Consider the following 13,118-nt stretch of genomic DNA (forward strand, 5'->3'; position numbering starts at 1 on the left):
AGAGAAGGAATGTCTTAGGCTGAAAACATTTCTGCATGATGACTGATTGAATGACACTCTAGAGGTTTCAACTTGAACGGCATATATGCTTAGTAGGGATGAACGCATATTTAAGCGTTATTAAAAAAGTGGAAGCATACGTGCTTCAATTAGGGTGGCACCACGGGTATAATACTCTCGTCCCTACTGTTTAAACAGTAGAGGCGGGAGTTTTTTTATTTTTATTAAGATTAAAACAATTTGAGGAGGAACTGAATATGTCTATTCAAATCCCACGCGGAACGCAAGATATTCTTCCAGGCACTGTTGAGTTATGGCAGTATATCGAAGGGCAAGCACGCGAAATTTGCCGTCGTTACAATTATAAAGAAATTCGTACACCAATTTTTGAGCACACTGAGCTATTTTTACGCGGTGTTGGTGATACGACAGATATCGTACAAAAAGAAATGTACTCATTCCAAGATCGTGGAGAGCGCAGCTTAACATTACGTCCAGAAGGTACTGCACCTGTTGTACGTTCTTACGTTGAAAATAAAATGTTTGGTGATGCAACACAACCAACGAAATTATACTATATCGGTCAAATGTTCCGTTATGAAAGACCACAAGCAGGTCGCTATCGTCAATTCGTACAATTCGGTATCGAAGCAATCGGCAGTAATGACCCTGCAATTGATGCAGAAGTAATTGCACTTGCTGTTGAATTTTACCGCGGCATGGGCTTAAAAAATATTAAAGTTGTATTAAACAGTTTAGGTGACGCAGCGAGTCGTCAAGCACACCGTGATGCATTAATCGCACACTTTGAGCCACGTATCGGCGAATTCTGCTCTGACTGTCAATCTCGCTTAGAAAAGAACCCACTTCGAATTTTAGACTGTAAGAAGGACCGTAACCATGAATTAATGGCAACAGCTCCATCTATTACAGAATACTTAAACGAAGATTCAGCAGTATACTACGACAAAGTTCAAGAACTATTAACGATGATGGATGTTCCATTTGAAAAAGATCCGAACTTAGTGCGTGGTTTAGACTACTACCAACACACTGTTTTTGAAATTATGAGTGAGGCAGAAGGTTTCGGTGCGATCACTACATTAAGCGGTGGTGGCCGTTATAACGGACTTGTACAAGAAATCGGTGGACCAGAAATGCCAGGTATCGGTTTTGCAATGAGTATTGAACGTTTAATTATGGCGCTAAAAGCTGAAAACATTGAATTACCACTTGAACATAGCATTGATTGTTACGTTGTAGCGCTTGGTGAAAAAGCGAAAGACCATGCTGCAAAAGTGGCATTCGATCTTCGTAAAGCTGGATTGTCGGTTGAAAAAGATTATTTAGATCGCAAAATGAAAGCACAATTTAAATCAGCAGATCGTCTAAAGGCGAAATTTGTAGCTGTATTAGGAGAAGATGAGCTAGATAAAGGCATCATTAACTTAAAAGATATGGCAACAGGTGAACAAGAAGAAGTAGCGTTAGATGTATTTGCTTCATACGTAGCAGAGAAATTAATATAGGGGGAACTTACAGTGGCTGAAAGAACACATGCATGTGGAAAAGTAACAGTAGAAGCTGTTGGACAAACAGTTCAATTAAAAGGTTGGGTACAAAAACGCCGTGACTTAGGTGGATTAATCTTTATCGATTTACGTGACCGTACAGGTATCGTACAAGTTGTATTTAACCCAGAAACATCAAAAGAAGCGTTAGAAGTAGCAGAAACAATTCGTAGCGAATACGTATTACACATAGAAGGTACAGTTGTTGAACGTGGTGAAGGCGCAATTAATGACAATATGGCAACTGGTCGTATTGAAGTACAAGCAACAAAAGTAAATGTACTAAATGCAGCGAAAACAACACCAATTATTATTGCTGATGATACAGATGCATCAGAAGATGTGCGTTTAAAATATCGTTATTTAGACTTACGTCGTCCTGTAATGTTCAACACATTCAAAATGCGTCACGACGTAACAAAAACAATTCGTAACTTCTTAGATACAGAAGAGTTCTTAGAAGTAGAAACACCAATTTTAACGAAAAGTACGCCAGAAGGAGCTCGTGACTATTTAGTACCAAGTCGTGTACATGACGGTGAATTCTATGCATTACCACAGTCACCACAGTTATTTAAACAGCTTCTTATGGTCGGCGGATTTGAGCGTTACTATCAAGTAGCACGTTGTTTCCGTGACGAAGATTTACGTGCAGATCGTCAACCAGAATTCACGCAAATCGATATTGAAGCTTCATTCTTAACACAAGATGAGATTTTAGAAATGATGGAGCGTATGATGACGAAAGTTATGAAGGATGCAAAAGGTGTAGAAGTTAGTGCACCATTCCCTCGTATGAAATATGCTGATGCAATGGCTCGCTACGGTTCTGATAAGCCAGATACACGCTTTGAAATGGAACTAACAGACTTATCTGAATTTGCAGCAGGTTGTGGCTTTAAAGTGTTTACAAGTGCTGTAGAAAGCGGCGGACAAGTAAAAGCAATCAATGCAAAAGGTGCTGCAAGTAAATATTCTCGTAAAGACATCGATGCATTAACTGAATTCGTGAAAGTATACGGTGCAAAAGGTCTAGCTTGGCTTAAAGTTGAAGAAGACGGCCTAAAAGGACCGATTGCGAAATTCTTCGGTGAAGAAGATGCAAATGTGTTAATGAGCACATTAGAAGCTACTGCTGGCGACTTATTACTATTCGTAGCAGATAAGAAGAGCGTTGTTGCAGATAGCTTAGGCGCACTTCGTTTACGTCTAGGTAAAGAGCTTGAGTTAATTGACGAAAGTAAATTTAACTTCCTATGGGTAACTGATTGGCCACTTCTTGAGTACGATGAAGATGCAGATCGTTATTTCGCAGCTCACCATCCATTCACAATGCCATTCCGTGAAGACGTTGAGCTACTAGAAACAGCACCAGAAAAAGCACGTGCACAAGCATATGACCTTGTATTAAACGGTTATGAGCTTGGTGGTGGATCACTTCGTATTTATGAGCGTGACGTACAAGAAAAAATGTTCAAAGCACTTGGATTCTCACAAGAAGAAGCGCAAGAGCAATTCGGATTCTTATTAGAAGCATTCGAATACGGTACACCACCACACGGCGGAATCGCATTAGGTTTAGATCGTCTTGTTATGTTACTTGCAGGCCGTACGAACCTTCGTGATACAATTGCATTCCCAAAAACAGCAAGCGCAAGCTGTTTATTAACAGAAGCTCCAAGCCCAGTTGCAGAAGCACAGCTTGAAGAGTTAAACTTAAAATTAAGCTTAAAAGAAGAGAAGTAAGAATAGGGTCTAGATGGTTATACTATAACCATCTAGACTTTTTTAATGGATAATTAAAAGAAGAAACAAAATCCCGGTTTACACTATGTTTTCATTATCGAAATATGTATTTTTAGGAATTCTATAACTTTTTCTATACAAATAGTCGGAAAAACGCTAGAATACATGGTAGACCATTTTTGTAATAGGAGTGTAGAGCTGAATGTTACATCAATTTTCACGTAATGAATTAGCCTTCGGTAAAGAAGGACTTGAAATATTAAAAAATAGTACAGTCGGTATTTTAGGAATTGGCGGCGTAGGTTCATTTTCAGCTGAAGCGTTAGCGCGTTCTGGAGTAGGACGTCTCGTATTAGTTGATAAAGACGTTGTAGATATTACAAACGTAAACCGTCAAATTCACGCTTTAGTATCTACTGTAGGACGTTCAAAAGTAGAATTAATGAAAGAGCGTATTGCAGACATTAATCCGGAATGTGAAGTAATTGGATTAGAAATGTTTTATACAGATGAAACATATGAAGAGTTCTTTAAACACGGTTTAGATTTCGTAGTGGATGCATCTGATACGATTACGTTCAAAATCCATTTAATTAAACAATGTTTACGTCGTAAAATTAAAATTATCTCATGTATGGGTGCAGCAAATAAAATGGACCCAACTCGTTTCCGTATTGCGGACATTTCTAAAACACATACAGATCCAATTGCGAAAGTAATTCGTACGAAGCTTCGTAAAGAGGGTATTAAAAAAGGTGTAAAAGTTGTCTTCTCTGACGAAAACCCAATCGTAATTCGTGAAGAAGTACGTAAAGAAATTGTACCAGACGAGAATGCAAAAATTCGTAAAGCGAAATTACCGCCTTCATCAAATGCATTCGTACCATCTGTGGCAGGCTTAATTATGGCAAGTCACGTTGTACGTGAACGTATTAAAAATGTAGAAGTGAAACGTGTAGGGCAAGAATAAAAGAAAAGCATATATCCATTTTGGATATATGCTTTTTTATATGTATTAAAGAAATATGGATATTTGCATCACTACTAGTTCAAATGTAAGTAAGGTTAGTAAGTAATAATCATATTTATCTGATTTATAGGCGGATGTCTTTTTTAGACTGTTAATGGTGAAAAGAGCTAAAGTCAGGACGAGAAGGCCAAGAGTTATTTTGAAGATTATTAATGAAATAGCAACCATCTCCCTTTAAAGGTATATGGTTATAATAACATTTTAGTAAAAATTATCCAATATGTTTTAGGAGTTTTCTTGTATGACAGGGAGTAATGTTATTGTAAATCTTTGTCATTAAATCGATCTCCTTTATTGAATCGTTGATATATTGTAAGTTGTGATAGATATATTTGAAAAATCGTTGATATATTGCAAGTTGTGATAGATATATTCAAAAAACCGTTGATATATTGCAAGTTACGATAGATATATTCGAAAAATCGTTGATATAAATTCATTTACCGACATGTATATATATGGTTTACCGAAAACAAACAAGGATGTCACTTAGTCAAAAAAGTGACATCCTTATTTTTAATTCTCTGCAGAATATATAATATCTAAATTTCCATTTTGATCTGTTTTGAAAATGGGAGCAATCTGTTCTTCTTGTTCTTCAACCGAAACAAGTTTTCGAGCGCGATCCATAATTCGAACAAGCATCGCGTAATCTTCTTCGATTGCTTGTTGTTTTTTTGTGAGTACCGCTAATTTCGTTTCAAGTTCATGATTCGTTTTTTGCAGAGAAGTGAGCTGAGCTTGTAATACATCATTTTCAGTTTGCAACTTTGCAAGTGAAGGATTGTTATGTTCTAAATTTTGTAAAAATGAGATGACATTTTGCATTGTAAGATCTTGTTTACTTGGCGTAATATCTTCTGAAAAATCGGCGTCAATTACGAGTTGTTTCGTTTTCGTGAACCGATCTTTTTCTATATTAGCTTCAGAACGTTTTAATTCTTTACGTTGTTTTTTTGCAAGCTGCACCGCATCTTCGTAATTCGGTCTTACTTCAGCATTCCATCTAAAACCACAAGCTGCGGAAGTGCGGTTTAAAGCGTCGCCAACTTCATCAAACGCTTTTATTTGTGTACTTCCGCTGCGAATATGTCGCAAAACAGTTTCTGCTAAAAGGAGATCATCTTCTTTTGTCCATGCATCTTGACGTGTTTTCATAAGCGAAGCCTCCATAATGGTGACGTTTTCGTTTATGTTACCCTTTATTTTTCGTTTTATTCGAAGTTTGTAATCTTTCATAAACAGTAGAAAGTGCTTGCTCAAATTTCCCTGTCGTTTTCGGTTTATAATATTGCTTGTTTTTTATTTTATCAGGTAAGTATTGTTGCCTTACCCAGCCATTTGGATGGTCGTGTGGATATAAATATCCAATGCCTCTTCCGAGTGATTCTGCGCCTTTGTAATGACTATCTTTTAAATGGATTGGAATGTCACCTGTTTGACCGTTGCGTAAATCGTGTAATGCAGCATCAAGTGCTTTATAAGCTGAATTTGATTTTGGTGATAAGCATAGCTCTATAACGGCATTTGCAAGTGGGATGCGTGCTTCTGGGAATCCAACTCGTTCAGCTGATTCAATTGCAGCTAGTGTACGCGGTCCAGCTTGTGGGCTAGCAAGTCCAATATCTTCATAAGCCATAATAAGAAGGCGTCTGCCAATACTTTGTAAATCACCTGCTTCAATAAGGCGTGCTAAATAATGGAGCGCTGCATTTACATCACTTCCGCGTACTGATTTTTGAAATGCTGATAATACGTCATAATGAGCATCGCCGCCTTTGTCGTGAACGAAGCTCTTCTTTTGTAAGCATTCTTCTGCAATCTCGAGTGTGATTTCAGCCGCTTGATCGTCTGTAGTAAAGCTAGATAATACAGCAAGTTCAAGTGCGTTATAAGCGGAACGCATATCACCACCAGAGGCATTTGCAAAATGATGTAGTGCTTCATCTGTTACCGTTACAGCATATTCTCCAAGGCCTTTTTCTTTATCTTCTAAAGCTCTTTTTAACCCAATTAAAATATCATCTTCTGTTAGTGCGTGTAATTCGAAAATTTGACACCTGCTTCGAATAGCGGAGTTTATTGCATGGAATGGATTACTTGTCGTTGCACCAATTAAAGTAAGAAGTCCACTTTCTAAGTGAGGTAATAGAAAGTCTTGCTTTGCTTTATCTAGACGGTGAACTTCATCTAGAATTAAAACGAGGTGTCGATGCATCTTTGCTTCTTGTACGACAACTTCCATATCTTTTTTATTGTGAGTAACAGCGTTTAATAGACGAAACGGGGTACCGGTACTTCCTGCAATTGCACTGGCAATGGATGTTTTTCCTGTACCTGGAGGACCGTATAAAATCATAGATTGAAAATGATTTGCTTGGACCATTCGCCATAAAATCTTTCCTTCACCAACTAAATGTTGTTGCCCAATAATTTCTTGAATATTTGTAGGGCGCATTCGATGTGCGAGTGGTTGTTTCATTTAGACCGTCTCCCTTAATATATAATCTCGTTCTATCGTATCATTTTTTTCTACGAAATTTGAAATAGGATGCTGTTTTATGGGAAAAATGAAGAAGAATATTTTCATTTTTCTTTCAATTGTAATAATTTCCGAGTTTTTCAATGTGATTTTATGTTATCATTTTGATACACAAGTTGAAATTTCTTATAATACTATATTATGCTATAATTTCATAGGATTTTAAATTGTGTTCTTTTTATAAATAAGATATAACCAATAGAAGTGAAAATTTGAAAAGAGGTGCAAAATAGATGAAGATTTCAACAAAAGGCCGCTATGGCTTAACAATTATGATTGATCTTGCAAAAAAGTTTGGTGAAGGTCCGATTTCATTAAAATCAATTGCGCAGGCGCATGACTTATCCGAGCATTACTTAGAGCAATTAATTTCACCACTTCGTAACGCTCGTCTTGTAAAGAGTACGCGCGGGGCATATGGCGGATATGTATTATCTGATCAACCGGCTAACATTACAGCTGGGGATGTAATCCGTGTATTAGAGGGACCGATTAGTGTTGTAGAAATGATAGAAGAAGAAGAGCCAGCACAGCGCCAGTTATGGATGCGTGTTCGTGATGCGGTGCAAGAAGTGTTAGATAGTACAACGTTAGAAGATTTAGTACGTTATGAGGAAGAAAATCACGGGGGCTATATGTTTTACATTTAATTCCTTGTGAAACGATTTGGAAAGAAGGAGATTTAATGGAACGCATTTACTTAGATCATGCTGCGACATCTCCGACTCACCCAGAAGTGGTCGAAAAGATGATTCCATATATGACAGAAATATTCGGGAACCCGTCTAGTATTCACTTTTATGGACGTCAAACTCGTCACACAGTAGATGAGGCGAGACGAGTGTGTGCACGCAGCATTCATGCGAATCCGAATGAAATTATATTTACGAGCGGTGGTACAGAAGCTGATAATTTAGCGCTTATAGGTGTAGCACGTGCGAACCGTCATAAAGGTAACCACATAATAACGACGCAAATTGAACATCATGCGATTTTGCATACGTGCGAATTGTTAGAGCGTGAAGGGTTTGAAGTGACATATTTACCTGTCGATGAAACAGGACGCATTCAAGTTTCTGACATACAAAAGGCATTAACAGAAGAGACGATTCTTGTATCTATTATGTTTGGGAATAATGAAGTAGGGACAATGCAACCAATTGTGGAAATAGGAAAGCTGCTAAAAGAGCATCAAGCTTATTTCCATACAGATGCGGTACAAGCTTACGGTTTAGTAGAAATTAATGTGAAAGAGTTTGGTATTGATTTATTATCAATTTCAGCTCATAAAATTAATGGGCCAAAAGGTGTAGGGTTCTTATTCGCTGGTGCAAATGTGAAATTTGAGCCGTTATTAATAGGCGGAGAGCAAGAAAGAAAACGCCGTGCTGGTACGGAAAATGTGCCTAGTATTGCTGGACTTCAGCATGCAATTCTTATAGCTGAAAAAACTCGTGAGCAAAAAAATGCCCAATATGAAGAGTTTAAAGATATAATGGTATCTGTCTTCAAAAATGAAGGCATTACTTTCGAGGTAAACGGAAACTTAGAACATCGCTTACCGCATGTACTTAATGTAAGTTTTACAGGAATGAACATTGAACCGTTTCTTGTGAACTTAGACCTAGCTGGCATTGCAGTATCAAGTGGTTCTGCTTGTACAGCTGGTTCGATTGATCCATCACATGTATTAGTAGCGATGTTTGGAAAAGACTCCGATCAAATACGTTCATCCGTACGCTTTAGTTTTGGACTTGGAAATACGAAAGAGCAAATTGAAAAAGCGGCGTACGAAACAGTGAAAATCGTGAAGCGATTAACACAAAATTAGCATGGGAGGTGACATGATGAACAAACTACCTCACGAAACACGCGTTGTCATCGGAATGTCCGGTGGCGTCGATTCATCTGTAGCAGCACTTTTATTAAAAGAGCAAGGTTATGATGTAATCGGAATTTTTATGAAAAACTGGGATGATACAGATGAGAATGGTGTCTGCACAGCAACAGAAGATTACAATGATGTAATTGAAGTGTGTAACCAAATTGGTATTCCGTATTATGCAGTAAATTTTGAAAAACAATACTGGGATAAAGTATTTACGTACTTCTTAGATGAGTACCGAGCTGGTCGTACACCAAACCCAGATGTAATGTGTAATAAAGAAATTAAATTTAAAGCATTTTTAGAGCATGCAATTGCGCTTGGTGCCGATTATGTAGCAACAGGCCATTATGCACGCGTTGCTTATATGGACGGCGAATATAAAATGCTTCGCGGCGTTGATGACAATAAAGATCAAACATACTTCTTAAATCAATTAAGCCAAGAGCAATTATCAAAAACAATGTTCCCGTTAGGTGAACTGAAGAAACCACAAATTCGTGAAATGGCGAAAGAAGCTGGCTTAGCGACAGCGGCGAAAAAAGATAGTACAGGTATTTGCTTCATTGGTGAGCGTAACTTTAAAGATTTCTTAAGTAACTACTTACCAGCACAACCAGGTGTAATGCAAACATTATCTGGTGAAGTGAAAGGGAAGCATGACGGTTTAATGTATTATACAATTGGACAACGTCATGGTCTTGGAATTGGTGGTAATGGTGATCCATGGTTTGCTGTTGGAAAAAATCTAAAAGAAAACATTTTATATGTTGATCAAGGATTCCATAACGAACTTCTATATGGTGATGAAGTTATTGCTACGAATGTAGGATGGGTAAGTAACAAAGAAAAAGAAACAGAATTTAAGTGCACGGCGAAATTCCGTTATCGTCAAGAAGACAATAAAGTAACGGTTCAAATCGTTGATGAAAATACAGTTCGTATTCTTTGTGATGAGCCAATTCGTGCAATTACACCAGGACAAGCAGTCGTTTTCTATGATGGAGATGAGTGCTTAGGCGGTGCTACAATTGATGAAGTATACCGTAGTGGTAAGAAATTGGATTATTTAGGATAAATGAGAAGCCTCTGCCGATTAGCGGTTAGAGGTTTCTTTTACATAAAGCGAATTTTCGTTCGCTTGGAAAATACATTCTTTGTTATAATTTGTTGTAGAGGTGAAGGACATGTCAAACAAACTTGAAACAGGTATTCAATATATGCAAGAAGGAAATTGGGAAGAAGCAGCTAAAAATTTTACAGAAGCAATTGAAGAAAATCCGAAAGATGCGCTTGGATACATTAATTTTGCAAATTTATTAGACGTATTAGGAGATAGTGAGCGAGCGATTTTATTTTATAAACGTGCATTAGAGTTAGATGATAAATCTGCAGCTGCTTATTATGGCTTAGGAAACGTATATTATGGCCAAGAGCAATTTACTGAGGCGAAAGTTGTATTCGAACAAGCAATGCAAGCTGGATTACAATCAGCTGATGTAACATTTATGTTAGGTATTACACATGTACAGCTTGGAAATGATCGTCTTGCACTACCATTCTTACAAAGAGCAACAGAATTAGATGAAAACGATGTAGAAGCTGTATTCCAGTGCGGACTTTGCTTTGCGCGACTAGAACATATTCAAGAGGCGAAACCTTATTTTGAAAAGGTATTAGAAATGGATGAAGAGCATGCAGATGCGTATTACAATTTAGGTGTTGCTTACGTATTTGAAGAAAATAACGAGAAAGCTCTCGCTTTATTTAAGAAAGCAACTGAAATTCAGCCAGATCACTTTTTAGCTGGTAATGGCGTTCGTTTATTAGAGCAAGAAGCTGAATAAGATAAAAATATAGTTTAATGGGTAGTTATCCCTCATCTAAAAAGGTTGGGGATGTACTGCTCATTAAAGTGAAAATATCGGAAAGGAGAGGAAAGATGGGAAATCAACATGCAATGGATTTGTTTGAGGAAGAGAAAAAATTTATAAAAGCGCAAGTTCTTCATACCATTTTCCACAACGAAGAAAACCTCTATTCCGTTGTCAGTATGAAAGTCATTGAAACGAATGAAACGTATGACGAAAAGAAAGTAATGATAAACGGTCATTTTCCCCGCATGCATGAAGATGAAGTGTTTACATTGACAGGTCACTTTAAGGACCATCCAAAGTATGGAAAACAATATATGGTTGAAACATTTAAAAAAGAATTGCCGCAAACAAAAGCAGGTATGGTGCAATATTTAGCGAGTGATTTATTTAAAGGGATAGGAAAGCGTACAGCGGAAAAAATTGTGGATCATCTCGGGGAACATGCTATTTCTAAAATTATGGATGACCCTGAGGCGTTAAATGGTGTTGTTAACAAACAAAAGGCTCAGGAAATATATGAGACAATTGTTGAACATCAAGGATTAGAGAAAGTAATGAGCTTTTTAAATGGTTACGGTTTTGGAACGAAACTTTCTATTAAGATTTACCAGCAATATAAAGAGATGACATTAGAAGTGATTCGTAATAATCCGTATCAACTTATTGAAGAAGTGGACGGGATTGGTTTTGGACGAGCGGATGATATAGGGCGTGCGTTAGGGATATCGGGTAATCACGACGACCGTGTACGAGCGGGATGTTTTTACACATTAGAGAATGTCTCATTGCAACTTGGTCACGTTTATATGAGGAAAGATCAACTTGTAAGAGAAACGATGTCACTTTTAAACAATCAAGAAGGAAGAGTGACTGAAGAAGATATTATAGGTTGTATTGAAACGATGCAAAGTGAAGGGAAAGTCATCATAGAAGAAGAACGAGTGTATTTAGCAACTTTATTCTACTCTGAAAAAGGTGTTGTAAAGTCTATTCGTCGATTGATGAATCAAGAGGAAACACCTTCATTTCCTGAAGCAGAAGTGTTAAAAACATTAGGTGAAATTGAAGAACAGTTGAATGTACAATATGCACCATTTCAGCAAGAAGCGATTCAAACGGCACTTCATAAACCGATGATGTTATTAACAGGTGGACCAGGAACAGGAAAAACAACCGTTATTAAAGGGATTGTTGAAATGTATGCGTCACTTCACGGATTATCGTTAAATCCGAATGAATACAGTGATGATAATCCATTTCCAATACTATTAACAGCTCCAACAGGAAGAGCAGCGAAGCGGATGAGTGAATCGACAGGACTTCCAGCTTGCACAATTCACCGTTTGCTTGGCTGGACGCCAGAAGGATCTTTCCAACGTAATGAAACGGATCCTGTCCAAGGTAAGCTCCTTATTATCGATGAATTTTCAATGGTTGATATTTGGCTCGCAAATCAGCTATTTAAGTCGCTACCAACGAATATTCAAGTTATCGTTGTAGGTGATGAAGATCAGTTGCCATCTGTAGGACCTGGACAAGTATTAAAAGATGTATTAAATGCAGGTGCAGTTCCGACAGTGAAGCTTACTGAAATTTATCGTCAAGCAGAAGGCTCATCTGTTATTCAACTTGCCCATGCGATCAAAGACGGCACACTCCCGCCAGATTTAGCGCAAAATAAAAAAGATCGTTCGTTTATCAGCTGTACAGGGGCTCAAATTGTTGAGGTTGTGAAAAAAGTTTGCGAAAACGCTAAAACAAAAGGCTTTAGTGCAAGGGATGTTCAAGTATTAGCACCGATGTACCGCGGGCCTGCTGGTATTAATGTATTAAACGAAGCGCTGCAACAAGTATTTAACCCGAAAAGGGAAAAGAGTAAAGAAATCCAGTACGGTGATGTTGTATACCGAAGAGGCGATAAAGTACTGCAACTCGTTAATCAGCCGGAGAGCCAAGTGTTTAATGGGGATATCGGAGAAATTGTTTCGGTGTTTTATGCGAAAGAAAACGTTGAGCAACAAGATATGATTATCGTTTCATTTGATGGAATTGAGGTAACGTATACAAAGCCGGATTTAAATCAAATTACACATGCATATTGTTGTTCGATTCATAAATCACAAGGTAGTGAATTTCCGATTGTTATTATGCCGATTGTGAAAAGTTACAACCGTATGTTACGCCGTAATTTAATTTACACGGGCATTACAAGAAGTAAGAAGTTCCTTATTATTTGCGGGGAGGAAGTAGCTTTCCAATCTGGTGTAAATCGCCTTGATGATGCAATGCGTCAAACAACTTTAGCTAGTCGCTTGCAGGAATCACAAGGAGAAGTACAGATGGTCACAGTTAATGGCGAGGAAATGGACGTGGAAAACATTTCACCGTATGATTTCATGTAACAAGGTGAAATTATATAGTGAAACTTTCAAACGCATAGCGTTGAAAGGCTCCAGCAATGTATAAA

Annotated in this window: 10 protein-coding genes and 1 other annotated feature (1 of these 11 running past the window's edge); of the genes, 8 read left to right on the forward strand and 2 right to left on the reverse strand. The window is 37.7% G+C overall.

Annotated features, from left to right (window positions below):
* Nucleotides 1–188: a binding site (T-box leader), on the forward strand; it begins 43 nt to the left of the window's first position.
* Between the two features lie 69 nt (nucleotides 189–257).
* From hisS to MRP26_RS04835, 3 genes are all read left to right on the forward strand, one after another.
* Nucleotides 258–1,529 carry a histidine--tRNA ligase gene (gene hisS / locus MRP26_RS04825; RefSeq protein ID WP_000027079.1) on the forward strand — a complete coding sequence of 424 codons (1,272 nt, stop codon included), beginning with the start codon at nucleotides 258–260 and terminating at the stop codon, nucleotides 1,527–1,529.
* A 12-nt stretch (nucleotides 1,530–1,541) separates the two neighbouring features.
* Nucleotides 1,542–3,317 (forward strand): aspartate--tRNA ligase, encoded by a 1,776-nt coding sequence (gene aspS, locus MRP26_RS04830; RefSeq protein ID WP_000840885.1) that lies wholly within the window; start codon nucleotides 1,542–1,544, stop codon nucleotides 3,315–3,317.
* 202 nt (nucleotides 3,318–3,519) lie between these two features.
* Entirely contained in the window at nucleotides 3,520–4,287 is a 768-nt protein-coding gene (locus MRP26_RS04835; protein WP_000903182.1) for a tRNA threonylcarbamoyladenosine dehydratase, read from the forward strand.
* Nucleotides 4,288–4,863: 576 nt separating this feature from the next.
* On the opposite strand, the gene MRP26_RS04840 is transcribed toward MRP26_RS04835, so the two are convergent.
* Nucleotides 4,864–5,505 (reverse strand): RsfA family transcriptional regulator, encoded by a 642-nt coding sequence (locus tag MRP26_RS04840; RefSeq protein ID WP_000857709.1) that lies wholly within the window; start codon nucleotides 5,503–5,505, stop codon nucleotides 4,864–4,866.
* A gap of 37 nt (nucleotides 5,506–5,542) precedes the next feature.
* Nucleotides 5,543–6,829 carry a replication-associated recombination protein A gene (locus MRP26_RS04845; RefSeq protein WP_161114732.1) on the reverse strand — a complete coding sequence of 429 codons (1,287 nt, stop codon included), beginning with the start codon at nucleotides 6,827–6,829 and terminating at the stop codon, nucleotides 5,543–5,545.
* Between the two features lie 293 nt (nucleotides 6,830–7,122).
* On the opposite strand from MRP26_RS04845, the gene cymR reads away from it, so the two are divergent.
* From cymR to recD2, 5 genes are all read left to right on the forward strand, one after another.
* Entirely contained in the window at nucleotides 7,123–7,539 is a 417-nt protein-coding gene (gene cymR / locus MRP26_RS04850) for a cysteine metabolism transcriptional regulator CymR (RefSeq protein WP_000704116.1), read from the forward strand.
* 35 nt (nucleotides 7,540–7,574) lie between these two features.
* Nucleotides 7,575–8,720 carry a cysteine desulfurase family protein gene (locus MRP26_RS04855; RefSeq protein ID WP_078400283.1) on the forward strand — a complete coding sequence of 382 codons (1,146 nt, stop codon included), beginning with the start codon at nucleotides 7,575–7,577 and terminating at the stop codon, nucleotides 8,718–8,720.
* Nucleotides 8,721–8,736: 16 nt separating this feature from the next.
* The gene (gene mnmA, locus MRP26_RS04860) at nucleotides 8,737–9,852 is read left to right on the forward strand and encodes a tRNA 2-thiouridine(34) synthase MnmA (RefSeq protein WP_001038010.1); all 1,116 of its coding nucleotides are present in this window, start codon (nucleotides 8,737–8,739) and stop codon (nucleotides 9,850–9,852) included.
* 109 nt (nucleotides 9,853–9,961) lie between these two features.
* A complete protein-coding gene (locus MRP26_RS04865) occupies nucleotides 9,962–10,621 on the forward strand; it encodes a tetratricopeptide repeat protein (protein ID WP_000066411.1) in 660 nt (219 codons plus the stop codon).
* 95 nt (nucleotides 10,622–10,716) lie between these two features.
* Entirely contained in the window at nucleotides 10,717–13,053 is a 2,337-nt protein-coding gene (gene recD2 / locus MRP26_RS04870; RefSeq protein WP_197242772.1) for an SF1B family DNA helicase RecD2, read from the forward strand.
* The last annotated feature ends 65 nt before the right edge of the window (nucleotides 13,054–13,118 follow it).

The sequence above is a fragment of the Bacillus sp. CCB-MMP212 genome, from assembly GCF_022748145.1.
Taxonomy (GTDB): Bacteria; Bacillota; Bacilli; order Bacillales; family Bacillaceae_G; genus Bacillus_A; species Bacillus_A cereus.

Bases quoted from the DNA above. Each gene is read 5' to 3' on its own strand.
- hisS (WP_000027079.1), top strand. From the start codon at position 258: ATGTCTATTCAAATCCCACGCGGAACGCAAGATATTCTTCCAGGCACT.
- MRP26_RS04835 (WP_000903182.1), top strand. From the start codon at position 3,520: ATGTTACATCAATTTTCACGTAATGAATTAGCCTTCGGTAAAGAAGGA.
- MRP26_RS04840 (WP_000857709.1), bottom strand. From the start codon at position 5,505: ATGAAAACACGTCAAGATGCATGGACAAAAGAAGATGATCTCCTTTTA.
- MRP26_RS04845 (WP_161114732.1), bottom strand. From the start codon at position 6,829: ATGAAACAACCACTCGCACATCGAATGCGCCCTACAAATATTCAAGAA.
- cymR (WP_000704116.1), top strand. From the start codon at position 7,123: ATGAAGATTTCAACAAAAGGCCGCTATGGCTTAACAATTATGATTGAT.
- MRP26_RS04855 (WP_078400283.1), top strand. From the start codon at position 7,575: ATGGAACGCATTTACTTAGATCATGCTGCGACATCTCCGACTCACCCA.
- mnmA (WP_001038010.1), top strand. From the start codon at position 8,737: ATGAACAAACTACCTCACGAAACACGCGTTGTCATCGGAATGTCCGGT.
- MRP26_RS04865 (WP_000066411.1), top strand. From the start codon at position 9,962: ATGTCAAACAAACTTGAAACAGGTATTCAATATATGCAAGAAGGAAAT.
- recD2 (WP_197242772.1), top strand. From the start codon at position 10,717: ATGGGAAATCAACATGCAATGGATTTGTTTGAGGAAGAGAAAAAATTT.